This window comes from Symplocastrum torsivum (assembly GCF_059505465.1).
This window is the reverse complement of record NZ_JCACKQ010000016.1, coordinates 1-25,560: the sequence shown is the minus strand read 5'-3', so window position 1 is coordinate 25,560 and position 25,560 is coordinate 1. Positions and strand designations below refer to the sequence as shown.

At 45.9% G+C, this 25,560-nt stretch carries 18 protein-coding genes; 13 read left to right on the top strand and 5 right to left on the bottom strand.

The window, feature by feature from the left end; genetic code table 11:
* Positions 1 to 92 precede the first annotated feature (92 nt).
* Positions 93 to 1,601 (bottom strand): aminotransferase class I/II-fold pyridoxal phosphate-dependent enzyme, encoded by a 1,509-nt coding sequence (locus AC5JL3_RS05625; RefSeq protein WP_496073536.1) that lies wholly within the window; start codon positions 1,599 to 1,601, stop codon positions 93 to 95.
* 382 nt (positions 1,602 to 1,983) lie between these two features.
* Here AC5JL3_RS05625 and AC5JL3_RS05620 point away from each other — a divergent pair, with 382 nt between their 5' ends.
* Entirely contained in the window at positions 1,984 to 2,250 is a 267-nt protein-coding gene (locus AC5JL3_RS05620) for a gamma-aminobutyric acid A receptor, epsilon-like protein (RefSeq protein ID WP_496073535.1), read from the top strand.
* 56 nt (positions 2,251 to 2,306) lie between these two features.
* A complete protein-coding gene (gene ychF, locus AC5JL3_RS05615; RefSeq protein ID WP_496073534.1) occupies positions 2,307 to 3,398 on the top strand; it encodes a redox-regulated ATPase YchF in 1,092 nt (363 codons plus the stop codon).
* Positions 3,399 to 3,541: 143 nt separating this feature from the next.
* Here the strand turns inward: ychF and AC5JL3_RS05610 are convergent, their stop codons facing one another.
* Positions 3,542 to 5,473, bottom strand: a complete 1,932-nt coding sequence (locus AC5JL3_RS05610; RefSeq protein WP_496073533.1) for an ATP-binding protein — start codon at positions 5,471 to 5,473, stop codon at positions 3,542 to 3,544.
* Between the two features lie 525 nt (positions 5,474 to 5,998).
* Between AC5JL3_RS05610 and AC5JL3_RS05605 the strand changes: the two genes are divergently transcribed.
* From AC5JL3_RS05605 to AC5JL3_RS05595, 3 genes are all read left to right on the top strand, one after another.
* Positions 5,999 to 6,229, top strand: coding sequence for a hypothetical protein (locus AC5JL3_RS05605; protein WP_242058587.1), 231 nt, complete (start codon positions 5,999 to 6,001; stop codon positions 6,227 to 6,229).
* A 596-nt stretch (positions 6,230 to 6,825) separates the two neighbouring features.
* Complete coding sequence (locus AC5JL3_RS05600) at positions 6,826 to 7,464, top strand: peroxiredoxin (protein ID WP_192220041.1); 639 nt, start codon at positions 6,826 to 6,828, stop codon at positions 7,462 to 7,464.
* A gap of 365 nt (positions 7,465 to 7,829) precedes the next feature.
* Positions 7,830 to 8,804: a cysteine synthase A gene (locus AC5JL3_RS05595; RefSeq protein ID WP_496073532.1), complete on the top strand. Its 975-nt coding sequence runs from the start codon at positions 7,830 to 7,832 to the stop codon at positions 8,802 to 8,804.
* Here the strand turns inward: AC5JL3_RS05595 and AC5JL3_RS05590 are convergent.
* A complete protein-coding gene (locus tag AC5JL3_RS05590) occupies positions 8,801 to 9,550 on the bottom strand; it encodes a 4'-phosphopantetheinyl transferase family protein (protein WP_496073531.1) in 750 nt (249 codons plus the stop codon). The two genes, AC5JL3_RS05595 and AC5JL3_RS05590, sit on opposite strands and share 4 nt — an antisense overlap.
* A gap of 823 nt (positions 9,551 to 10,373) precedes the next feature.
* Here AC5JL3_RS05590 and AC5JL3_RS05585 point away from each other — a divergent pair.
* The 3 genes from AC5JL3_RS05585 (at position 10,374) to AC5JL3_RS05575 (ending at position 17,982) form a co-directional block, all read left to right on the top strand.
* A complete protein-coding gene (locus AC5JL3_RS05585) occupies positions 10,374 to 13,934 on the top strand; it encodes an amino acid adenylation domain-containing protein (RefSeq protein ID WP_496073530.1) in 3,561 nt (1,186 codons plus the stop codon).
* A 306-nt stretch (positions 13,935 to 14,240) separates the two neighbouring features.
* Positions 14,241 to 14,552, top strand: a complete 312-nt coding sequence (locus AC5JL3_RS05580; RefSeq protein WP_496073529.1) for a (2Fe-2S) ferredoxin domain-containing protein — start codon at positions 14,241 to 14,243, stop codon at positions 14,550 to 14,552.
* A gap of 214 nt (positions 14,553 to 14,766) precedes the next feature.
* Positions 14,767 to 17,982, top strand: coding sequence for a PAS domain S-box protein (locus AC5JL3_RS05575; protein WP_496073528.1), 3,216 nt, complete (start codon positions 14,767 to 14,769; stop codon positions 17,980 to 17,982).
* 126 nt (positions 17,983 to 18,108) lie between these two features.
* On the opposite strand, the gene ygfZ is transcribed toward AC5JL3_RS05575, so the two are convergent.
* A complete protein-coding gene (ygfZ, locus tag AC5JL3_RS05570) occupies positions 18,109 to 19,164 on the bottom strand; it encodes a CAF17-like 4Fe-4S cluster assembly/insertion protein YgfZ (protein ID WP_496073592.1) in 1,056 nt (351 codons plus the stop codon).
* Positions 19,165 to 19,226: 62 nt separating this feature from the next.
* Positions 19,227 to 19,610, bottom strand: a complete 384-nt coding sequence (locus AC5JL3_RS05565; RefSeq protein ID WP_496073527.1) for a hypothetical protein — start codon at positions 19,608 to 19,610, stop codon at positions 19,227 to 19,229.
* Positions 19,611 to 19,963: 353 nt separating this feature from the next.
* Between AC5JL3_RS05565 and AC5JL3_RS05560 the strand changes: the two genes are divergently transcribed.
* The 5 genes from AC5JL3_RS05560 to AC5JL3_RS05540 all read left to right on the top strand — a co-directional run bounded on the left by AC5JL3_RS05560 (position 19,964) and on the right by AC5JL3_RS05540 (position 25,522).
* Positions 19,964 to 21,817 carry a protein kinase domain-containing protein gene (locus AC5JL3_RS05560; RefSeq protein WP_496073526.1) on the top strand — a complete coding sequence of 618 codons (1,854 nt, stop codon included), beginning with the start codon at positions 19,964 to 19,966 and terminating at the stop codon, positions 21,815 to 21,817.
* Between the two features lie 256 nt (positions 21,818 to 22,073).
* On the top strand, positions 22,074 to 23,384 hold the full coding sequence (locus tag AC5JL3_RS05555; protein ID WP_496073525.1) for a DnaJ domain-containing protein: 1,311 nt from the start codon (positions 22,074 to 22,076) through the stop codon (positions 23,382 to 23,384).
* Positions 23,385 to 23,708: 324 nt separating this feature from the next.
* Positions 23,709 to 24,359, top strand: coding sequence for a M15 family metallopeptidase (locus AC5JL3_RS05550; protein ID WP_496073524.1), 651 nt, complete (start codon positions 23,709 to 23,711; stop codon positions 24,357 to 24,359).
* 134 nt (positions 24,360 to 24,493) lie between these two features.
* Positions 24,494 to 25,246 carry a Uma2 family endonuclease gene (locus AC5JL3_RS05545; RefSeq protein ID WP_496073523.1) on the top strand — a complete coding sequence of 251 codons (753 nt, stop codon included), beginning with the start codon at positions 24,494 to 24,496 and terminating at the stop codon, positions 25,244 to 25,246.
* 84 nt (positions 25,247 to 25,330) lie between these two features.
* A complete protein-coding gene (locus AC5JL3_RS05540) occupies positions 25,331 to 25,522 on the top strand; it encodes a hypothetical protein (RefSeq protein WP_496073522.1) in 192 nt (63 codons plus the stop codon).
* The last annotated feature ends 38 nt before the right edge of the window (positions 25,523 to 25,560 follow it).

Below are 25,560 nucleotides of genomic sequence, written 5' to 3'. Positions count from 1 at the left end.
CGTGCATTTATCTTGTCTAGGGATTTGCGAGGAGGATGTCACTAAGCTTTCGGTAAAATCTGCACCGTTCTATCACTAACAACTAACAACTTTCACCTAACAACTTTCAATGTTTTGAAACTGGGGTCGCTGCAACCCGTGATTTGACCCCCCAAGGTAAGGACTTGTTGCAAGTATTCAATCGCAGCGGGATTGATGACTTCTCCAGGCATTAAAGCAGGAATTCCAGGAGGGTAGGGACAGACTAACTCAGCACTGATGCGGTCTAAGGTTTGCTCAAGGGGTAGTGTTTCGGTTGGGGAAAAGAAAGCGTCACGTGGAGAGATTGCAGGACTAATGGTAAAGGATGAAGGATGAATTAATAGCAATTCTGCTTTCCATTTTTGGAAGACATCTTGCAATGGCGTGATGGACTTTGAACGGTATTTATTTTGAGTAATCGTATTGAAAGCATAGACTAACTGCTGAATATCAGCTTCTGTATTACCTAAACTAATGATAAAGGTGAGATGTTGAAGTGTCGGCAGTTCCGCAATCACACCAAGTTGTTGATGAAAAATTTCATCTGCCTCAAATCCGCTCAACCCTAACTCCAAAACTCTTACGGTGAGACGGGTTCGGTCGAGGGCAAATAAGCCTGGGCTTTTTACAGCGTCTAAAACCGATAGTCCAGGAATCTGGCTAATTTTCGTCCTCGCATCATCAGCTAGCTGCAAGGTTTGGCTCATCAGTTCTTCTCCGTGCAGTGCCATTTGTTGCCGCGCCGCATCTAAAGAAGCGAGGAGTAAGTAGCTAGGACTCGTAGATTGGACTAACTGTAATGCTTTACTCAACCGTTCTCGCTCTACTCGCTTACCTTGGAGGTGCAACATCGAGGCTTGAGTCATTGCACCCAGAATCTTGTGAGTTGATTGCACCGTTAAGTCAGCACCTGTGGATAAGGCGGAAGGCGGCAAGTCGGGATGGAAGGCAAAATGAGGTCCGTGAGCTTCATCAACGAGTAGAGGGATGTTGTATTGATGAACTAGTTCGGCGATCGCATTAAGATTTCCACAAGCACCGTGATAGGTTGGGTAGACCATCATCACGGCTTTGGCATCGGGATGTTGCTTGAGAGCTGCGGCTACAGCAACTGGTGTGATACTGTGGGCGAGGTCAATGGCTGGGTCATATTCCGGGTTAATAAATACAGGCACTGCCCCAGAGAGAATTAAACCTGCGATCGCAGATTGATGAATATTTCGAGGTAAGATAATTTTTTCCCCTGCACCACAGGTTGCCAAAATTGCCGCCATCACCCCAGCCGTTGAACCATTAACGAGAAACCAAGTTTCCTCTGCCCCAAAAGCAGCAGCCGCTAATTCCTGCGCCTCTTGGATAACACCTTCAGGAGCAAACAAGTTATCTAAATTCGGCAACTCTGGTAAATCGGCAAGAAATACCGATGCGCCCAACAAATCTAGCAGCGACTGAGGGGTTCCTTTTCCCCGCTTGTGTCCGGGCGCATAAAAAGGCGCATGACGCTGATGAGCCGCTGTCCGGAGAGCGTCTACCAGGGGTGTTCTAATCTGTGATTGTCGATGAACGTGGCGATTAGTCATAGGCGATATACAAGGGGAAGTCCACCTACAAATCCTATCTAACTGCTCGTGAGATGCTTTTGCTGTGTTGCACGAGCGATAATGCCCCCACACGGATTGATGTTCTCTACAAACCTTGCTCTATGTAGCCGTTAGTTTAGACTACACACGTTTGTTAATTCAGTTTTCGACAAAAAAACGAGGTGACAGGAAGTTGTCTATCTAAGCCTTGGACTTTGCCTTGGCTTGCCCTGAATTGCAATTAATTTAGGTCTACTGTTATAAGATTATCCAAACTCACTGTCTTTTGCTAAGTGCTTTGAAGGTGTAGCCATTTGGGGAGATGTGAGGTTTGAAGATTCCCTCTAAAGTAGTGAAGTCAAATCATGGAATCAAACATTTTATGATTAACCCAAGTCCGCAACCCACTCCGGGTCCACAAATCCCCGGTACAGAGCCAGCACCCTTACCGTCACCAAATCCCCAACCCGTACCCGAACCTGTACCCAGCCCGATTCCTCAACCCGCTGTTCCGGAACCCGTACCCGAACCTGTACCCAGCCCAATTCCTCAACCTGCTGTTCCAGAACCCGTGCCGGAGGTCGTTCCCTCCCCAATTCCTCAGACAATACCCGCACCAATTCCCCAAACGATTCCTGAACCAAAATAAAATTAAGATGATTTAAGTTTCATCTAACTGCTGATACAACTCATCTTCAAACTGCCATGCTAAGAGCCGGAATAGTTGGACTACCCAACGTTGGCAAATCGACCTTATTTAACGCCCTAGTTGCCAATGCCAAGGCTGATGCGGCGAACTTTCCCTTCTGCACGATTGAGCCGAATGTCGGTGTTGTTGCCGTACCGGATGAGCGGTTGCAGGTTCTCGCAAAAATTTCTGACTCTGAGCAAATTGTGCCGACTCGTGTGGAGTTTGTCGATATTGCGGGTTTAGTCAAAGGGGCAAGTAAAGGCGAAGGATTGGGCAATCAATTCCTCGCAAATATCCGAGAAGTCGATGCAATAGTTCATGTTGTGCGCTGCTTTGATGACGATGATATTATCCATGTCTCTGGTTCTGTTGACCCAGTGCGAGATATCGAAGTGATCAATCTGGAATTAGCGCTATCCGACTTATCTCAAGTTGAGCGCCGCATAGAGCGCACCCGTAAGCAAGCGCGTTCTAATAAAGATGCTCAGTTGGAACTCGAAGCCCTAGAAAAGCTAAGTGCTGGTTTGAATGAAGGTAAATCCGTGCGCCACATTCACTTAAGTGAAGAAGAAACGGAAGCGGTGAAAACCTTGGGGTTATTAACGAGTAAGCCTATTATCTACGCCGCGAATGTGTCTGAAGATGATTTAGCAACAGGCAACGAATGGGTAGAGCAAGTGCGGCAGATTGCAGCAACCGAAAATGCCCAAGTTGTTGTTGTTTCTGCTCAAGTCGAGTCAGAACTTGTTGAGTTACCAGAAGAAGAGCGAGCAGATTTCCTCGCATCCCTTGGTGTGGAAGAAGGGGGGCTAAAATCCTTGATTCGGGCTACTTATGAACTTTTAGGCTTGCGTACCTACTTTACGACGGGTCCAAAGGAAACCCGCGCCTGGACAATTAATGCTGGCATGAAAGCACCCCAAGCCGCAGGTACAATTCACTCTGATTTTGAGCGAGGTTTTATTCGGGCAGAAACAGTCGCCTATAAAGACCTTGTGGGATTTGGTTCGATGAATGGCGCCAAGGAGAAAGGTTTAGTGCGCTCCGAAGGTAAAGAATATGTAGTACAGGAAGGGGATGTGATGCTTTTCCGGTTTAATGTCTAGGGTAGCGCTACTGGTGTGACATCCGGAATGCAAAGACAACATAGACAAAGAGCCAGTGCCTAGAAGTAGAAATCTCAGCACTGACTCTAACTAGCCCCAACCTTAATTTTTAGAAGCCCTCACATTTTGTGACTAAGAAAAGATTACAACAGGGTGCCAATTTCTTTTAAATGCACGCGGGTAAATGGTTCAGTAGAACCAAGTGTGTACTGTTCCACCAAGCCCTTACGTCGGATTGAGACATTATCTCCGTCCCTGACAACAACGGTAGAGTCATCAAAGACATCCCGCGTTAGGATCATCTCTGTTTCCGTGGGATTATCTAGAACTACCATGTTGCTTCCGTGGTAAAACATCCCATCCTGTTCCAAAACATCCTCCCCATACTCAGCGATGAGCAAGTCAAGCTTGGGATGACGCATCAAATTTTGGACATTGCTGTTGTAATCCTTGTTCAGAATTTTTTCAGAACGGTTCACAAAGACGGCTTCCCGACAAACCGCACCGATTATCCAATCTGGATGTTGGAGAAGAATATGGTCAATTGTTTCCTGAAGGTCTGGAACTGAAATCCGATTGAAGGTAATAATCGGTATTCTTGCATCTGCCTCAGACTCAAAGAATGTGTCAATGATGTGTGAAGGTACATCAACACTTTCACCACTCGCAGGTCTTAGATGCATGGAAATCCCTGGTGCTGAATTGATTTCCAGAATGCCAAAGTCTCCAGATTTCCAGGATTTTGCCAGACTCTGGGCAATCACATCAATGCCAAGGCAAGTGAGCCGGAAGTGCTGAGCAATGTCTTGTGCCAGGACAATGTTGTCAGGGTGAATTGTTCGGGTTGCATCAATACTTAAGCCACCTGCTGAGAGATTAGCGACTTTGCGAAGGTAGACTGTGCGCTCTTTTTCAATCACGCTATCTAATGACAAGCCTTGTTCCTCTAGAAACCGTTCCATTGACTCATCACTTTGGATCTTTCCAAGGGGTGAGGTTGGTGTATCAATACGTGCAGGTTTGCGGTTCTCCCGCTTAATCAATTCAGCAATTGTTGAGTGTCCATCTCCCACAACCGAAGCAGGACGGCGTTCAGTCGCCGCGACAAACCTACCGTTGACACAAAGCAGACGAAAATCGGCTCCTTTGATACTCTTCTCGACGATGATTTCTTCGGGTTGACCCTCAACAATTGCGTCAACCGCTCTACCAAAGGCAAATCTCAGCTCCTCGGCATTTTGCACATCCGCTGTTACCCCAATCCCTTTGTGACCAACTACTGGCTTAACAGCAACTGGGTAACCAATCCTGTTCGCTACTGCTAAAGCCTCCTCACGAGAGACAACAATGCCACCTTTAGGTACCGGAAAGCCTAATGTCCCTAGGATAGTCTTGCAGTCATCTTTACGAGTGGTAAAGTCCGAATCGAGATGGCTATCACAATCAAAGGTTGTCGCTATGCCACGAACCTGTTTCTTTCCATAGCCATATTGCATCAGCCCTTCTTCCCACAGATAAAAAGCGGGAATGTTTTTGTCGAAGGCGGTTCTATATAAGGCGTAGACTGTAGGACCACCGTAGACTGAACGCCGGAATATCTCTTGAAGAGTTCTAATTTGCTCCTCAAAAACAATGTCTTGGTCTTGAGTAATTGCTTCAAACCAGTCCCAAACCGCATAAACGACAGCTCGTTGAGTACGAGCATGGAGTGCTTGAACGGCAACCTTGACATACTTCTCACCAGGCTTTAGTGCCCAACGATTGAGGTGCAGCCCCATATCAAGTTTGCCGACTTCTGATACTGTCCGAGCGAACAGATGAACATAGGATTCGTATGTCTCTTCCCCTAGGCGTGGATAACGTTCGCTGATACACGAGACATAATCGTCAAGTGGTCGAGGCTCTAAATATCCGGTAAACGCAAAATCAAATACTAGTGATGCCGTATCCAAATAAGGGTTAGGACCGATGTAATACCTTAGATTGAAGATATCGAAAGCGTCACTTTTCCGAGCATTGACGCGGGGCGGTGAATCAGTATTTTTGTCTAAAACCATTAAATGTTCTTGAGCCATTAAATTACTCCGTATAGATCAACCATTAGGCAATCTGTATGCTCAGTCGTGCTTACCTAAACTTATTGCTTGCTGGGTTGAGTTTAAGGTTGGCACTTATGGCATAGATGATTAATTGAGCTTATGTCTTGGGTGTTTTCCACTAGCCTATTGCCTGAGCAACAAGACACAATTTCTGTCCTAGTTGAACCTAACCATATTACCGCTGTGCTTTCCTCTATCGTAGGGAATCTAGAATTTGGTAGAACTACTCCCTAACCTGAGATTTTTTGTTAGGACAATAGAGAAAATCCTGTAGGGCTAGATGATAAAGCTTAGCTGAGTACTATTACTCAGAAGTAGAATAGGCGATCGCAAATTTCCAGCGTTACTATTGCTTGGCATTTGATAATTCTTTTCATAAGTACATTTACTGAAAAAGCGCTAGATAGAAAGATTGTGTATCAAAAGCTACAACCTTTGACCGATGCCAGTAAGCCTCAAATTGTAGAGCATGAAGAAAAAAGTTTTTAGGAAAGAGTAGATATGAACAGCACAAAGGATATGACTAGCACGAAAGCTCAGCTTAGGACAGAAGTCCGCAAACTTGCTGAAGAAGCTTTCCATCTCAAACTTATTTCTGGCTATGGTGATGGTCAATACAGCGATGAATACCAGATTGTTTACAACGGTAAACCCAAGCATTTTCCCCTAGAACGTGCTCGGTTATTTTTACGTAACTTAATGGCAACCCGTCGAGAAAATCACTGGCATTGAAACTAAAGAGTTTGTACAAAATTAAATGTGCATTTTTAGTCTCAAGCCATTGAAGTAAACCCCAATTTATCTTAGGGCTGTCTTCATCTTGCCCTAAGATGATTTTCCTATTGGTAAAGTTGCTTTGCGCTAATTGACTCAAATATTATAGTGACTAGCTAGCTTTTTATCCTCCAATTTGGTAGCTTCTACAAAGTTAATTGCTAAATCAATGAAGTTATTACAACTTATGTAACTCTCATTTCCTCATCAAAGAGGAATAACTCTAATTTCATCAGAAGTGGTAAACTTCTATGTCTACAGTCGCTCGAACAATCGTGTGAATGAGGTCTAGTAAGTAGATACTACTTCCGTAAGTGGGAAAAGGAGCTTCTCCTCGAAAAGCTTCTTCCAGTGAACGGCTGCTTTATCCCTCAAGTACCTGCATTTGACTTTTTGAGAGAGTATGAGATCTAACCCAGAGGTTGGCATAAGCAAGCCATAAGACTCCGCCACTCGGTCAAATCCTAAATAGATCAAAAAATCGATCGGGAAACCGTTGTTTTATGGCAAGATAAAAAATTGTCTGTTTTGAGCAATGATGAGGAAATTTAGCTATGGCTTTACGACTAGGCGATACAGTACCCAACTTTACCCAAGCTTCTACTGAAGGCGAAATCAACTTTTACGAGTGGGCGGGTGACAACTGGGTTATACTTTTTTCCCACCCTGCGGATTTCACGCCCGTTTGCACCACCGAACTAGGCACCGTTGCCAAACTCAAGCCCGAATTTGATAAGCGTGGCGTTAAAGCATTAGCGCTGAGCGTTGACGATGTTGAATCCCACAAAGGTTGGGTAGGAGACATTGAAGAAACTCAGCAGACAACTCTTAACTATCCAATTTTGGCAGACCCGGATAAAAAAGTCTCCGATCTCTACGACATGATTCATCCGAATGCCAATAATACATTAACGGTGCGATCGGTTTTCATCATCGACCCTCAGAAAAAACTACGGTTGAATTTCACCTACCCCGCCAGCACAGGTCGCAACTTCGACGAAATTCTGCGGGTAATTGACTCTCTTCAACTAACGGACAACTACAAAGTTGCAACTCCAGCTAACTGGACTGATGGAGATGATTGCGTGATTGTTCCTTCAATCAAAGACCCGGAAGAATTAAAAGAGAGATTCCCCAAAGGTTACGAAGAAGTCAAGCCCTACCTGCGGATGACACCGCAACCTAACAAGTAACGATTGTGTGAGTTGAGTAGGGTGGGCAATGCTACCCCTTTCAAAGTGAGAGGTTTCAGGTGTTAGGTGGTAGGGTGAGCGGCGAGTTTTGGAGTTAGGATTTCCCGAAGTCCTAATATGACCAAGTCTTGATCTAGATTTTCCCCTAAAACCTACCACCTACGCGCCTTAACCAAGACACAGAGCTAGGTGGGCAACGCCCACCCTATTTCTCATAAGGTAATCATAAATAAAGGTAGTCTAGAAGCTCAATTCTTTCCCTCATCAATAACACTCTCACGAGTGAGAGTGAGCTTCTTGGGCATTTTGTGTAAACAAAGAGGTTAGAACTTATCCTAAAAACTACACCAAATACTAAAAGAAATATGGATATCAAACCAGGCTTTATCGGAACGGTAGGTAACACGCCACTCATCCGACTTAACAGTTTTAGTGAGGAAACTGGCTGCGAAATCCTTGGTAAAGCAGAGTTTCTTAATCCGGGCGGCTCTGTGAAAGACCGAGCGGCACTTTACATTATTCAAGATGCCGAAAAAAAAGGCTTGCTCAAGCCTGGGGGTACCGTTGTTGAGGGAACAGCGGGTAATACTGGCATTGGTCTAGCTCATATCTGTAATGCTAAGGGCTACAAGTGTTTGATTGTTATTCCAGATACTCAATCACAAGAGAAGATGGATGCCTTGAGGACGCTAGGTGCCGAAGTTCGTCCCGTTCCCGCTGTACCTTATAAAGACCCCAACAACTACGTGAAGTTGTCTGGACGCCTTGCCGAAGAGATGGAAAATGCCATCTGGGCTAACCAATTTGATAACCTAGCAAATCGGCAAGCGCACTACGAAACTACTGGTCGAGAGATTTGGGAACAGACTGAGGGCAAAGTTGATGCTTGGGTTACTGCTACTGGTACTGGTGGCACATTGGCAGGTGTCTCATTGTTCTTGAAAGAAAAAAATTCCAACATCAAAACAGTAGTCGCTGACCCAATGGGTAGTGGTCTATACAGTTATGTCAAGACTGGCGAGATTCACACCGAAGGTAGCTCAATTACAGAAGGCATTGGTAATAGCCGCATCACAGCAAATATGGAAGACGTTCCCATTGATGATGCAATTCAAGTAGACGATCGCGAAGCGGTAAGAGTGATTTATCAACTGCTCAGGAAAGATGGGCTATTTCTGGGTGGTTCTTCAGGTATTAATGTGGGAGCGGCAGTTGCTCTTGCTCAAGAAATGGGACCCGGTCACACGATTGTTACTATCCTGTGTGATGGTGGTGCCCGTTACCAGTCACGATTATTTAATCAGGAATGGCTTGCCTCGAAGGGACTTTCACCTGATTAAGAGCCTTGCCAGTCCCAGCAATCCAGATGCCAGTTTTGTCCCTCCACAGCAAGAGTTGCCATGTAGTCAATGGCTGGTGTCAGTGCTTCCAGTCTCCACTGGGTAGGCGGTTGGCAATCTTTATTGATGCTCAGCAGCCGAGGTGGTTCTCCTAGATCTAGGGAAACCTCGACTTGTTCTAACTGAGCTAGTCCCTCACCTGTGGCTTTGAGGTAGGCTTCCTTGCAAGTCCAGGCGTGAAAGAAGGCAATTTGCTTTTGGTCTGGGGGAAGGGAATGAATGATTGCAAATTCACGAGGCGAAAAGAAGCGTTGAGCTAGCTTCTCTACATCGGAAGTTGAGCGGATATATTCGAGGTCAACGCCAATTTTGCGATCGCGTGTGACGGCATACAGCGCTAGTCCGTGAGAGTGCGAGAGATTAAATTGAATCGTGCTGTCTACACCTGTGGCAGCGAGAGACGGTTTGCCACGGGAACCATAACAAAACTGAAGTTGATCTGGCGCAATACCAACATAGCGGCTAAGGAGCGTTCGCAGTAGCCCACGACCGACAATAAAATGCTTCCGGTCACGCTCATAGTAAAATCGCTTAGCTCTAATTTGCTCATCTTCAGATAGCGTTTGCGACAGCTTTTCTACCCATTCTGTTGGTTGTTTTAGTTCAGCACGCCAGACATGGACATCTTGACTCGACAAGACAAGGTTATCTGGCGGATGATTCCACAAAAGGCTTTGACCAGGCACAAGCTAAACCAATCTTTGGATAAACTCATTAAGACTTTTAGATTTTGAACATTTGCCCTTAGCGATCGCAAAATTCAAACATTGCACGCTGCTAAAACCAAAGAGTAATTTAAGGCGATCGCAATTTTCTTACTTAGGGGTAACACACCTGTGCTTTGAGTTGCGCCATCTACTTGGGTTACCCAAACCTTGTAAAATTAAGCCATTAAAACAGCAAACACTTTAGCGCAATCCTTCTAAATTCATACGATACTACAAAATATTTTTTTCTGCCAGAAGGTTCATCAAATCTTAACATGAATTACTATTTAACTATAGTGTCTTGAGCCTATTGATAAATACCACAAGCTCCACCAATAGTAGACTTATCAACAATATTTATTGCTTCTTTATATATAATTTTATCGAAAAAATATGGCACTTTCAGGCTATTGATAGTTATCGTAAGTAAAGTGAAGATGCTTATCTTTAAAAGACAGCTATTGGACAAGTACTTGCAGATTTCATGACTTTGCGATTTGCAGGTTCTGCCAAAGAGGATGGGTGCCTCTGCGTTAGCTAACAGACTTCCTAAAACAGTCGTATAGAAGGATTTCCCGCTAATTGAGTTTCTCAAGCGGCGGCTGTTGCTTTGTCGGAATTCTAGGGAAGATGTTTCGGGCGACCACATTGAAATTTTCAAAGAACCCCATGTCCGGATGCTAGGAGAAAACCTCAGTAAATGCTTGGAACAGGCACATTTAGCCCAACTCCATCAAGCTAGTTCCCGCCTCATAAAGCTAAGCCCACCTGTAATTAGGTGTGGTTTGGGGAAAGAAAACCAGTGAGCAAGTCCAATCATGTTGGTATTTACCATTTACTGTTTCAACCCGATTTAGAGATGCTATCGACAACACTTACAGAACAAAGCTTGGCCTACTGGAAACAACAACTAGCTGGCGCTCTTCCCGTGCTGGAGTTAGCTACCGATCGTCCGCGATCTGCGCTCCGCAATAGTGCAGAGCGATCGCCATTTCAGACCGGACAAGGTGCGAGGCAATCTCTAGAACTCCCCAAACCTTTAACCGAAGCGATCAAGGAGTTCTCGCAACAGGAAGGCAGTCCCTTGTTTGTAACGCTGCTGGCAGCGCTCAACATTTTGCTGTATCGGTACACAGGACAGGAAGACATCCTCGTCGGTTCTCCTGTTGGCGATCGCAACGGTGTAAACAGAGATGGGCTGATTGGCTCGTTTGTCAATGCTTTAGTTTTACGAACTAAGCTTTCAGGCAACCTTAGTTTTCGAGAACTGCAAGCTCAGGTACACGAGGTAACTTTAGAAGCCTCTGCTCACCAAGACTTACCCTTTGAAACGCTTTTAGAAGAACTACAGGCAGAACGTAATTTGAATCATCACCCCTTGTTTCAGGTGATGTTCGTTTTCCAAGAGGCTTCAACACTATCTCTGACGCTGCCCAATCTGACTGTAAATTCTCCCCAAGTTGAGAGTCCGATAGCAGCGTTGGATTTAACCCTTGTTTTAAAAGAAACATCACAAGGCATTAGTGGTTGGTTTGAATACAATGCTGATTTATTTGATGCAGCAACAATTACTAGAATGACGGGTCATTTCCAGACCTTGCTAGAGGGTATTCTTGGGAACCCCGACACTCGCGTTTCGGATTTACCCCTCTTAACAGCCGCAGAACGATATCAATTGCTAGTGGAGTGGAATAACACTCAGGCAGATTACCCTAAACAGACCTGCATTCATCAACTATTTGAAGAATTGGTAGAGCGGACACCAGATGCCGTAGCAGTAGTCTTTGAAGACCAGCAGTTGACCTATCGGGAACTCAACAGTAGGGCGAATCAACTGGCACACTACCTACAAGGATTGGGAGTAAAACCCGACGTGCTGGTAGCAATCTCTGTAGAGCGCTCTATAGAAATGGTTGTAGGCTTTCTGGGCATCCTCAAGGCAGGTGGAGCTTATGTTCCTCTAGACCCGTCCTATCCCCACGAGCGTCGAGCTTATAAGCTCCAAGACTCCCAAACACCAGTGATTTTAACCCAAGAGCGGCTAGTCGCCTCTCTGCCCGATCACAAAGCTTCAGTGATTTGCTTAGATGCGGATTGGGAAGTGATTGCCCAACAAAGTTCAGAAAACCCAATCAGCGAGACAACGGTTCAGAATCTCGCCTATGTCATCTACACCTCCGGTTCTACGGGAAAACCGAAGGGAGTGATGATTACTCATCAAGGAATGGTGAACCATAGTGTAGCGATCGCCAAGCAGTTTGACCTCAAAAACAGCGATCACGTTCTGCAATTTTCGAGCATGAGTTTCGATATTATCATCGAGGAACTCTTTCCAGCTTTGCTCAGCGGCGCTAGAGTTATCTTCCGCACGGAAGAAATGCTTTCTTCTACAGCGAGTTTCTTACAGTTCGTTGAACGAGAGCAAGTCTCCATTTTGAACCTTCCAACTGCCTTCTGGCATGAGCTGGTGAACGGGATGTCTCTACTGAAACAACCTATGCCTACCAGCGTCCGTTTAGTCGTTGTCGGTGGGGAAAAAGCTTCACGTTCTGCCTATTCAACCTGGTTACAACTCGTTGGGGAGTATCCCCGTTGGCTAAATACTTATGGACCCACTGAAACTACAGTAACGGCAACGGTCTATGATCCACTTGCCGCTCCAGAAACCGACCACGCTAGGACAGACATACCAATTGGTCGTCCGATAGCTAACGTTCAAGCCTACATCCTCGATCAACAACTACAGCCTGTCCCAATAGGGATGCCTGGTGAACTCTATATTGGTGGTGCTGGTCTAGGTCGGGGTTATCTCAACCGTCCCGATTTGACGGCTGATAAATTCATCCCCAATCCCTTCAGTAATGAACCCAATGCACGCCTCTACAAGACTGGAGATAAAGTGCGCTATCTACCGGACGGCAATATTGAATTTATCGGTCGCATTGACTTTCAAGTAAAAATCCGTGGCTTTCGCATTGAGCTTGGAGAAATTGAAGCTGTACTCGAACAACACCCAGCCGTGCAGCAAGCCGTTGTGATTGCCCGTGAGGATGTGCCAGGGAATAAGCGCCTAGTGGCTTATTTCGTTGCCCAACCGGAGCAGACGTTTACCAGTAGTGAACTGCGCCAATTTGTCAAACAGAAACTGCCTGACTACATGGTGCCTTCTACCTGTGTACAGATGGACACTTTACCTCTAACTCCCAATGATAAAGTAGACCGTCGCGCTCTTCCTGCTCCCGATCTGACGCGGCAAGAATCCAGTGAAGCCTTTGTCGCTCCTCGCGATGAGTTAGAGCTACAACTGACCAAAATTTGGGAACAAGTTTTGGGTATCCAACCGATTGGCATCCAGGACAACATATTTGAATTGGGAGTACATTCCTTACTGGCGGCACGCTTAGCTAACCAAATCGAGCAAACCTTCAAAAAGAACCTGCCCCTTACCACAATCTTCCAAGCCCCTACCATCAAGCAATTGGCGCATATTCTCCGCCAAGAAGCTTGGTCAGCCCCTTGCTCATCACTGGTCGTTATTCAACCGGGCGCTGCCAAGCCACCCCTATTCTGTATCCATGTACTTGGTGAAGGTCTCAGCTTCTACCGCCCTCTAGCCCGTTATCTAGGTCGAGAACAACCTCTGTATGGACTTTCCGCACAAATCTTAGATGAACACCAAGCTCCCCCCAATCAGATTGAAGAGTTAGCCGCTTACTACATCAAAGAAATGCAAGCTCTCCAGCCGGAAGGGCCATATTATCTAGCTGGTGTCTCATTTGGCGGTCAGGTCGCCTTCGAGATAGCGCGGCAGTTGACGGCGCAAGGGCAAGCAGTAGGACTGGTAGCTTTGTTAGATTCCTACAGCCCAGGAGAACCTGAAGGATTGTCACAGCTTAAGCAGGTTTCTGTCCATATCAGTAACTTTTTCCAATCCGGACCTGCCTACATTGTGAAGAAGGTGAAAACCAAGATTGAGGAACTGACCAACCGTTTCCAGTTGATTTCGTGCAAGTTCTATCAGTGGAGTGGGCGTCCCTTGCCTCAAACCCTCCGACTCTTGATGATTCTTGAGGAGAACAGGCAGGCAGGAGAAAAGTATGTACCGCAAGTTTATTCCGGTCAAGTTACCCTCTTCCGCTCGACTGATGACCAAAAGTACTTTTCTCGCGCTTACCTGGAGTCTGGATATGGCTGGCAAGATTTAGCGGCAGGAGGGGTGGAGATCCATGATATTCCTGGAGACCACCTCGGCATCTTAGCGGAACCCAATGTACAGGTACTGGGTGAAAAACTCAGTAAATGCTTGGAGCAGGAACAGTTAACTACTTGGACAGGAATATTTACACAGATAGATAATTGCTAGCAGAGGATTTTAGTCTGTATTTTGTGTAATTAATTTTGTCTGACTACTTAGCTCAACCTCATCAAGCTAGTGCAGCGCGGCAGAAATAACCCGCCAGATTACGAATGGGTAAACGCCTTACACTCAAAGGTTTTTCATTTTTGATGCGTGGGGTTGGGAGCAACCCTCTCAGCTTCAGTAACGCCTTGACTTCCAAGGGAGCGGCACTAGTTCCAAGTAATATCAAATCTAGTTTGTTACTTTAAAGAGGCCCCTCTAATCGCATCTTTGACTGCGGCTGTGTGACCTCTATTTTCTTAATGGACGATGGACGTTGAAACTCCCAAGTTATGTAAAGAGAGACTAGTGTGTCAGAGCCGTAGTTGCCGCAAGCAGGGGGCAGCAGCCGTTTTAGCAGCTTTTCAAGCCTTGCCAGTGACCCATGTCACAATAGTAGGTAGCAGTTGTCTGGGACAATGCGATTGCGGCCCGATGGTTCTAGTGACGCCTGAAGAAATTTGGTACAGTGGAGTCCACGCCAGTGAAGTCACTGCGGTGGTCGAACGCCACCTAAAAGGTGGGCATCCTGTGGTGTCTATGCTCTATCCTAAATATCATCGGTCAACTCGGCAGTCCTAATCTACTGACCGACCCTAGGTGCGGAAATTATTTCTCGTACAGGAAGTGCGGTCACTTTGTGACTGGGCAAGAATGAGCCTGATACAACTTCAGTGGGTGCATTGTTAAGAAATGTTGAGTAGGGCTTGCGCTAAACTCAGTTAAGCCCATTTGAGTTTAACTGAGTAACAAACCCTAAATATCCTTAGCAAACTGCCAATTGTTGTTACGCTTTATGCAATACCTGGATAAGAGTGACACCCGACTGAAGCTAGCACTACAGGTCACGAATACTGGCATGTGGGAGTGGGATATACGGACGGGTCAAGTTGCCTTGTCTGAAAATATTGACCAACTCTTTGGTATAGCTCCCGAAACACTTAAAGGAACGTACAAAAGCTTACTGAAGCTAATTTATTTCGCCGATCGCCGAGCTGTGACTCAAGCGATCGCACGTTCCATTAAAGAACAAGTTGACTGTGATATAGACTTTCGCATCACTTGCCCTGATGGAAGTATTCATCGGCTAGCAACACAAGCACGAGTGTATTACGACGAACGCTCCCATCCCATCAAGATGACTGGAGTTTGTCGGGACATTACCAGGGAGAGGATTACGGGTGAGAGCTTGCCGGGAACAAGGTTTGAGGGCAAGAGTTCTGACAAAAAGACTTGGAACAACAGCGAGAAGCAGGAAATCCCAGTTTCGTGTGTACTCATCTCCCATCACATAGAAAGCAGTGAGACTGAGCTAATTTCTACGCTTACCCATGACACCACGCCAGCGAAACAAGCAGAGGAAGCGCGGGCGCGGAGTGAAGCCAAATGGCGATCGCTAATTCAAAACTCCTCTGACCTCATTACAATCTTGTCAGCGGACGGGACTATCCTCTACGAAAGCCCTGCGATTGAACGCATCCTCGGTTACTCGCCTGAAGAATTAATTGGGCAACCTGTCTTAAAGTACATTGCCCCACAAGACACAGAAGCAATCACAGAGGCAATCGACAAGTCAGTGGTAGTGGGTCATGGAGTCACCTTAGTCTCAAACATGGTATTCCGTTGTCTGCGAAAAGATGGGTCTTGGTGTTTCTTAGAAGCATCCAGCACCAACCTCCTAGCAGATGAAGCCGTTGGTGGCATTGTGATCAACTTTCGTGATGTTACAGAGCGCCTCAAAGTTCAGGAAGCACTGCGGCAAAGTGAAGTGCGTTTCCGAGCCATCTTTGAAGGGGCAGCGTTAGGGATTGCCTTATGTGACCCCTCAGGAGAGCTATTAACCAGCAATCCCGCTATGCAAAAACTGTTTGGCTATACCGAGATTGAGCTACGCCAGCGAACGATTACCCATCCAGACGATGTTGCGGCTGACTTCAACTTGTACCAAGCTTTACTAGCCGATTCTATTTCCTCTTATCAGTTAGAGAAACGCTACTTCCACAAAAGCGGCAACTTAGTCTGGGGACGGCTGACGGTTTCGCTTGTCCGAGATAAGGCAAGAAAACCACTGTTTGTTGTAACAATGGTTGAAGACATCACAGCAGCTAAGCAAACAGAAGCTGAACTCTTGCGGATTAGCAAAGCGGTTGAGAATGCAAGCGATGCGATTGGCATCACTGACTCGATGGGTTCAAGGCTCATCTACCTCAACGCTGCTTTTTGCCAGATGTTTGGCTATACGCTAGAGCAGTTGAATGCTAGGGGGGGGTCTTTTTGCCTCTTCCCCAACCCCAAAGTCATGCACGAGGTATCTGCCATCACGATTAGTGGTCATTCGTGGCAAGGCGAAGTAGAGATGATCACCAGTAGTGGAATTGTTAAGCAGATTGCTCTACGCACAGATGCCATTAAAGATGTAGCAGGTGAGGTAGTAGGCACCATCGCTATTCATACTGATATTACAGAACGCAAGCAGGCAGAAGCCGCCTTGCGACGTTCCTACTACCGTGCTGAATTAATCAAACAAATCACAACCGAGATTCGTTCCTCACTTGACCTCCAGCAGATTTTCCAAACTACCGTGGCGCGAGTAGGACAAGTCCTACAAACCAACCGCTGCATGATTTACCTCTATCAAGACACACCCCAACCCCAGCTACCACTTGTTGCGGAGTATTTGGAATCTGGGTATTCCTCCCTCCACGGTTTTACCGGGTCAGTGCAGGGAAATCTTTATGCGGAACGAGTGCTGGCAACCGATCAAGCGATCGCTTTTACCAATGTCTACACAGAACCGTCACTAACCACTGCCCTAGATTGGTATCGGGAAAAGAATATCAAATCAATGGTCTGCATTCGTACCTCTTATCAAGGCAAACCCAATGGTGTACTGAGCCTACATCAATGTGATTCCTACCGTAACTGGCTAAGCAGCGAGATTGAGTTAATCGAAGCCGTTGCCGCTCAAGTTGGCATTGCTGTAGCTCAAGCTAGTCTTTTGGACAAAGAAACACAGACAGCTGCACAACTTGCTGAACAAAACACAGCCCTCCAGTTGTCTGAAGCGCGTGCCAATACCAAAGCCACAGAACTAGAGCAAGCCTTAGAGGAATTGCAACGTACTCAAGCTCAATTGGTGCAAACCGAAAAAATGTCCAGCTTAGGTGAGTTAGTTGCTGGTGTGGCGCACGAAATTAATAATCCCGTTAGCTTTATTACTGGCAATATCAACTATGCCTGTGAGTACATCCAGGATTTACTTCAAGTTGTTAACCTTTATCAGCAGCATTATCCCGAACCCGTTGCAGTGATTCAAGACGAGGTTGAGGAGGTCGATCTTGAGTTTGTTATTAAAGACCTCCCGAACCTAATGCGGTCAATGAAAGTTGGCGCTGACCGCCTTCACGAAATTGTACTTTCATTGCGGAACTTCTCAAGGCTAGATGAAGCCGAAATGAAGCCAGTTGATATTCACGAAGGCATTGATAGCACTTTACTTATTTTAAAGAATCGTTTGAAAGCTAAGGGAGAAAGCCCAGAAATTCAGGTTATTAAAGAGTACGGAGTACTGCCTTTAGTGGAGTGTTACGCAGGGCAGCTAAACCAAGTATTTATGAATTTGATTAGTAATGCGATCGATGCCTTGGAAAGTAAGGGAGAAGAAAAAGACAACAGTTTTCAACCGAACTGTAAAAAAAATCAACAAGTCAATCAGTCTCTTCCCACTGCACCCACAATCAAGATTTCTACTGAAGCTAATAGCCATAACTGGGTAGTAATTCGGATTGTTGATAATGGTGTAGGGATGACGGAGGAAGTACAACAAAAGCTGTTTGACCCATTCTTTACGACCAAGCCTTTGGGTAAAGGTACGGGTTTAGGATTATCAATCAGCTATCAAATTATTGTTGAAAAACACGGTGGGAAATTGCAGTGCATTTCTAAACTAGGCCAAGGTACTCAGTTTATTATTAGGATTCCAATGCGACATCCTGACAAAGAAATGGTTTAAGAACACTTAAACCATCATCCAGTTCAAGCCCTCTGCTTACCCAGTACGTTTTTATAAGACTATCGGGACAGGAAGTGCAAAAATCAAACAAATCAGGGAGCAGTTTCGGCTTGCAATCATAAGGGCTTACTGATACTCATGGGTTAAGAACGGGACATCAACAATTTCACCAGCCACCTCTCCGACTTGGACTTGTAAACCTTTGCCACCGACTTTTGATCGAATGTAGGCGAGTCCAAACGTTCCTTTGTCAGTTTGTGTGAGACTGGTTAGCTTACCAACTTTTTCTTCTCCTAGCATGACTACCGTTCCCGGTTCAACGGGTGCTTCTAGGCGAATGCCCCAAAGTTGCTGCTTAACGCCTTTGTAAGTATTTAAACGGGCAATCGTTTCTTGCCCAATGTAGCAACCTTTTTCAAACGAAATAGTCTGCCACAAACCAGCTTCTAGAGGATTGTAATCTTCTGTCAGTTCATAGTCGGGAGTCGGACGTCCTTGTTCAATTCGCAATTGCTGCCAAACGCGATCGCCCATTGGTACTGCGCCTGCTACTGTTAGGGTTTGCCAGAGTTTCGCTGCGTCACTAACAGGGACAATCAGTGTATATCCGGGTAAGGCTAAACCACTTCCTACAGCAATATGCGCTTTAATTTCACCTAACATTACTGACTGGTGACTGCCATACGCTTCACCAATAGATAACTCAACACCCAACGTTTGCAACAAGCGATCGCTTTGGGGTCCAATTAAGCTAAAGGTTGCACTCTCGCTGGACACATCTGCCAATTCCACCCGATCCATTGGGAAAATAAAACGGTCTAGCCACTCCATCAGATATTGACGCCGATTTGGAGAAACTAGCAGCAATACCGAGTCTTCCATCACATAAGCCGTTGCTAAATCAATAGTACGGGCTGTAGGCGTTACAAAAACGGTGTCACAACCCTCCCCTGGCTTCAGGGATTGGAAGTCATTCGTACTTTGGTTGTGTAAGTAGCGCAGTCGGTCATCATCCGAAATTTTCAGTCGTCCCCAGTGAGACAAATCAGCTAAAGCAACTCCCTGACGCGCCGCCTGAATTGCGGCGGCATCATTACCGAAACTTGCTGGAACCATTTCCTCCGCAACTGGTTCAAAAGTTGCCCCAGCCTCACGCTGGATATCATCTAAGTCTTGAATCATTCTCGTGTCCATTCCCTTCAATTTGCGATCGTTCTCTGAAAGCGTCTCTATGTCGCTGTTTCTCATACAGCCGATAAATCTGCAAAAACTTGTGCCACTAACTGCTGTGCCTTGGTATCTAGACACTGCCAATCCACATCACCCGTTTCATCAATCAGTGTTGTATCAATTTCGACTTCCTGGCTTTCTAGTTCAGAGTGTACAGGTTTGTAGTTGCGAAAACAGACTTGAAAACAAAGTTCCCACAAATCGACGCATATTGAAGTATCTTGCTTTTCCAAACACAACTGATAGCCTGGTATCGGAGTTTGAATGTCTTTGTAAGTTGCCTTCCAAGTCGTATCTTCCAGTTGTTTGCGAACTTGATCGACGATACGGATTAAAGCGGGTTGCATTAGCAGTTCTGCCTGTTCCCATGCGACAGTATTTTTAAATTTGGGTTTCATAAATGAACTTAAAAACGTTTTACTAGGGGCAAAATTATTATGATGAACTCTAAAAGTGGAATCTGTTCAACGACTAGGATAGAGGTTTACGAACCTGTATTTGCCTGGTCGATGAAGTGTTGAGAATCATGAAGACTTAGCTTGTGCGATCGCATCATCTAGCACACTCCGTAGGCGCACTGATCAACCGAGGCAAAAGAGTTACAGCGCTTCCAGCCGCGAAATGTAGCATCAAAAAAGAAAATTGGCACAATCCTGGCATACATTCCCGGTCAGCGTATGTAAATATTGTCAAATGAATTCTTGAGCGCATCCTTCCTATGTTAGGCAAGTTACTTGACAGGCGTTACCAAGTGACCCAAGTCTTGGGTGCTGGTGGATTTGGTAGAACCTATCTTGCACAAGACACCAGACGTCCCGGCAACCCAACTTGCGTTGTTAAACAACTGAAGCCCCTTACTAGTGAGCCAAGCTTTCTGGAAACAGCCCGACGCCTGTTTAATAGTGAAGCTGAAACTCTAGAACAGTTGGGAAACCATGACCACATTACCCGACTACTTGCCTACTTTGAAGAAGACCAGGAATTCTACTTAGTACAAGAATATATTGAAGGGCATACCCTCAGCCAAGAACTGCAACCCGGTCAACGGTGGGACGAAAGTCGGGTAATTGACTTACTCAAAGAAGTTTTAGGTGTGTTGGAATTTGTCCACCACCACGGCGTTATCCATCGCGATATCAAGCCTGACAACCTCATCCGGCGCAACTCAGACCAAAAATTAGTGTTGGTGGACTTTGGGGCAGTCAAGCAAATCCGCACCCAGATGGCTAGCGCTTATGGACAGCCAAGCGCGACTGTTGCTGTGGGCACTCCAGGTTATATGCCAAGCGAACAAGCGCTAGGTCAACCACGTCCTAGTAGTGATATTTATGCGTTGGGTGTTATTGCTATCCAGGCACTCACGGGTTTGATGCCTGTCAGTATCCAAGAAGACCTCAACACAGGCGAACTCCTCTGGCAGCACCTAGTCTCAGTAAGTAGAGGATTTGCAAATATCCTTACCAAGATGGTGCGCTATCACTTCAAAGACCGATACCAAACAGCTTCCGAAGTGCTGCAAGCGTTGCAGCAGCTCAATGCCTCCTACCCACCGACAACGCCATACAATAACCTCCCTCGATATCCCTCTGGTAACGAGTTTCCCAATCCCCAACAGACATCACCACAACCCAATTATCCGCCAACCCCACCCAACTATCCCCCAACGCCACCCTCTCAGCACAACACCCTAGCCGCCAGTCCTGCATCTCCTCGGCAACCCGTCGCTGCCTCACCTAGCTATACTTCCTCTTCTAACTCCAGCTCTTTACCTTTCGTGGTTGGTGCAGCGATGGTGATTACTGTGATTGCAGGCTTCGGTTTGGCTTACGCCATTCGTCAAAACTCGTTTCCCGGCGGCGGGACTAATGTATTGGCTGGTTCAGAAGGAAGCTGCACGGTAAAGACAGACTTGTTAAATGTTCGCTCTGGGCCGGGAACTAACCAGAACGTCGTTAACACTGTACAGAAAGGGAGAACGCTTGCCCTCACTGGCTCACAGCAAAATGGCTGGGTAGAGATTAGTTCACCTGTGAGGGGATGGGTTTTCAATGGAAGCAAGTTTGTAGACTGTAACTTAGCCAATCAGAAACCTCCTGAGCCAGTAGCCAGTCAGCCACCCGTCGAGACTCCTCCGCCAAAACCATCGCCAGTCAAGCCGAAACCCGTTGATAACGGTGCAAAGGATTTGGAAAAAGCTGCTGAGGCTTATGAAAAAGGAGATTTGTTAAGTGCGCTTAAGCTAGCTCAAAGCGTTGCTTCAAAGGGTTCTGAATACAGAGACGAGGCTGTAGCGAAAATCGCTCAATGGCAGAAAGAATGGGCAGCCGCTGAGGCACAATTTAAACAGATTCAACAGGCATTCAATGAAGGTGACTGGGATAAGGTTTTGATTCATGAGTCAGACACTGATTTTCCAGAACAACGCTATTGGCGCGAACAGTTGAATAAATTAATTGACGAAGCTAAGCGGCGCAAAGCAGAAGAAAACAGCCAAGGCGAACCTACCCCATCTGAACCAACTCCGGGTGAACAATCGCAACCTGAACCAACGCCATCAGTAGTGCCAACACAACCTTCAACTGGCGAAGCGCCTACAAACCCTTAAACTTTGCAATAGAGCCTTGTTGAACGTTGGAATAATTACACATCTTATAATCACAAGTCGCAGCGATTCTTCCTTCCCATTGCATTGAAGAAAGGAAATCCTAACCTCTTTAGGATTGGGGACTAGAAAGAGTTCAAATTCGCCTAATCCCCAATTCCCAATTCCCAATTCCCAATCCCCAATCCCCAAACCTCTTTGTCAATTTTGATCTTGGTGTGACACTCTAATAGGTAAAGCGCTCCTTGGTCAAAGTCACATGCAGGACTCTCGCGACTACTACAAAATTCTGGAAATATCCAGAGAAGCCACTATTGAAGAAATTAAAGAAGCTTACCGCCGTCTTGCCCGCGAATACCACCCAGATTTACATCCAGACAATCCAACCGCCGCCGAGAGATTTAAGGAAATTTGCCAAGCTTACGAAGTTCTCTCAGACTCTGTGCAGCGAACTCAATACGATCAAGGGTTTGACCCAAGCATAAATCAGCGTAAAAAGCAAGGTAGGAGTTCGCAAGACTTCTATGTTCGAGCAGTTGCCAAAGCCTTGGACAAAGATTATCAAGGGGCAGTTGAGGATTACACGCAGGCAATTGATCTCAATCCTCGCTTTATCGAAGCGTACATCAAGCGAGGGGCGATGCGCTACAAACTCGGAGATGCGCGAGGGGCGCTGAAAGATTGTAATGAGGCACTGAGCATTAATCCCAACTTGGCTCAAGCTTACTACTATCAGGGCAGGTCGCGTTACCGGCTGGGATACACACAGGCAGCGATTGAGGCGTATACACAGGCGATCGCACAAGAAGGAGATTATGCCCAAGCCTACTACCATCGGGGTTTAGCTAACAATGACTTGAACGAACTTCCCCTTGCTGTTGAGGATTTGCAAAAAGCCGCAGAATTATTTAGAGAGCAAGGAGATAGAACTGGTTATCAGCTAGCACAGGAAACCCTCAAATCCCTAAGCAAGACTCAGGGAAAGCTGAGAAGAACCGGAGGAAACGCAACAGCCGTTGTCAGGAATGGGTTTGGTGAGGCGTTGAGGGCTTTCAAGTCTTTAGCGCTTAATCCCGTTGGTGGAATGTTGCCCACCTTTGTCAGTCTCGGCAAACAACAAGCGATCGCAGTCGGTATAGTATTTGCTGGGATTTTCGATCTTTGCTTTGTCTGTGGTGCTTATCTGGGTTGGCGAGATTTCTTTGAGGCTTCGATCCCTAAGCTGATGCTTATCGGAGTTGTACCATTTATCAGCGTTGCTGTGATCAGTGCGATCGCTCGTGGTATATTTCGCCGTAAGGGTAGTTTTGCTGGTGATATTTTCCTTGCAGGTGCTTCCCTTTTGCCCTTAAGCTTTCTGCTTATACTCAGTGGCATCGTTAGCGTCTTGCCAAGTTACACCCTGCCAATTGTTAGTGTATTCGCCACTTGCTACACAATTTTTACTCTCTACAGCGGCTGCACTCAGCTTTCCAACTTGTCAGACAGATCGGCAACGTTCATTGTCCCAGTGATGCTGTTAGTCAGTGGTTGGTTTTCTTATTTTGCGTTTACTTCATTACTGCTGTAAGCAAGTTTTTCTAAGGAAGCATCATATAGTGTAAGGCATCCTTATGTATGCTTATTTCACTGTACTTCTGCTGCTCTTAGTCAACACTAGAGTAGTCAAAAAACTTGTCGCAAGTCTTTTACTGGCTAGATATTTATGTCTAAATATTGTCCTTACACTCTTATTCAAATAGCTGCTGTCAGTCTGAAACAAGTATCACTAAGAAGTTCTTGGTCAAAGTTAATTACAACAAGCCTAACGATATGCTTTCTTAGCACATTTTTGGCTGTATTTGTACTGTGTCAAAGCTCCGAAGCTGCACCTCTAACTAGCTTTACCGCTCCAATGACAACACTAGCTCAAACAACCAGTGATAGTGAAGCCGTACCATCACAGCCTTTTGCTACTCCATCCCAAAGCCTTGCTGCCTCGCCACTGCCCTTTGATGCTCGACTAGTTGATATTCGCTCAATTAATACTAAGATTGCACTGGATATTCGCTACGCAACAACCAATAATTTCTTAAAAGGAAAAGTCTACCCCGTGGCGCGATGTGTACTTAGAGGTGCAGCCGCAAGAAGACTCTCACAAGTTCAAGACGATTTAGCAAAAAGTGGATTGGGGTTAAAAGTTTATGACTGCTATAGACCCCTATCTGTTCAAAAGCAAATGTGGCAAATAAAGCCCGATCCGCGCTATGTAGCAAATCCAGCAAAGGGTTCTCGACATAATCGTGGCGCAGCCGTTGATATTACACTGGTTGACCGCAACGGCAAAGAATTAGAAATGCCAACGGGATTTGATGATTTTACAGAAAAAGCTCATAGAACCTATAAGGGTGCAAGTACTCAAGCAAAGAAAAATAGCAAGCAGCTTGAGGATGCAATGAAGAAATATGGCTTTATACCCTTAGCAACAGAATGGTGGCATTTTGATGCACCAGGTTGGGATAAGTTTTCAATTCTTGATGTAGGTTTTGGGGAAATTCCTTCTTGATGGGTCAATGAGAATAGGGAGAGTGCGATCGCTATTTCTAGATTTGATAGGAACGCGATCGCTTTTTCTATTCAAACTCCACAGGCTTATCGCCAACTACCATAGATTCAACTGCCCTCAATAGCGATAGTTCCATGATTGCCAAACCGCATGAAATTGGAGTTACCCATCTCCCAGACCACACTGAGTTACCAGAGTCAGACGGTACGTTTGTGAAGAACTTTCAAGAACATCCTCAAAGTATCCTATTGACTGACTCGATCAGACCTGTATTGCGACAACTGCATCCTGACGGACAATACTGCATCGGTCAAGATTGTGGCATCTATTGGCGTATGACTGACCCACCGGAAAGAGGTGCGGAAGCACCGGATTGGTTTTACGTTCCCAATGTGCCACCGTTATTGAACACTCAGGTGCGTCGGTCTTATGTATTGTGGCAGGAATATGTTGCACCACTGATAGTACTGGAATTTGTCTCTGGAGATGGCTCAGAAGAACGAGACAAGACTCTGCCTGCTTCCCTTAACCAAGATGAAGAAAAGAAGGCTGGCAAATTCTGGGTGTATGAGCAAGCGATTCGAGTACCTTTCTATGGCATCTACGAAGTGAAAAAAGCCTTAGTGGAAGTTTATCACTTGGTAGATGGTCGCTATGAACTCTTACCCGTAAATGAACGAGGTCACTATGCGATCGCGCAAATGGGTGTTGAGCTAGGCCTTTGGCAGGGGCAATATGAAGAGATGGAACTGCCTTGGCTGCGCTGGTGGGATGCTCAAGGTAATTTGTTGCTGACTGGAGAAGAGCGAGCTGAACGAGAACGACAACGAGCCGAGCGATTGGCAGAACGGTTACGCCAGATGGGTATCAATCCTGATGAAGTTTGATAAGTAGGTTGGTAAGGAGAACGCGATCGCACAATCGGCTGGAGACTTGTAACAGAATCAGTACATAAGCGGAGTGTCAAGCCTATGAATCCCCAACTTTTAGACAAACAAGCCCATCAGCCAACCGAGGAAAAACTGGTAACTTTGTATGGCATTAGTTGGGAGAAGTTCAAAGCTATAGAAGCACAGCTAGAGGACAACCGAGATGTTAGATTGTCCTACTTGTCAGGGGTGTTAGAAATTATGTCACCAATTGGTGACTGGAGTTTAGACTAAAGCGCTCTGACTCAGCGAAGCTGAGTGGAGCGCAATTG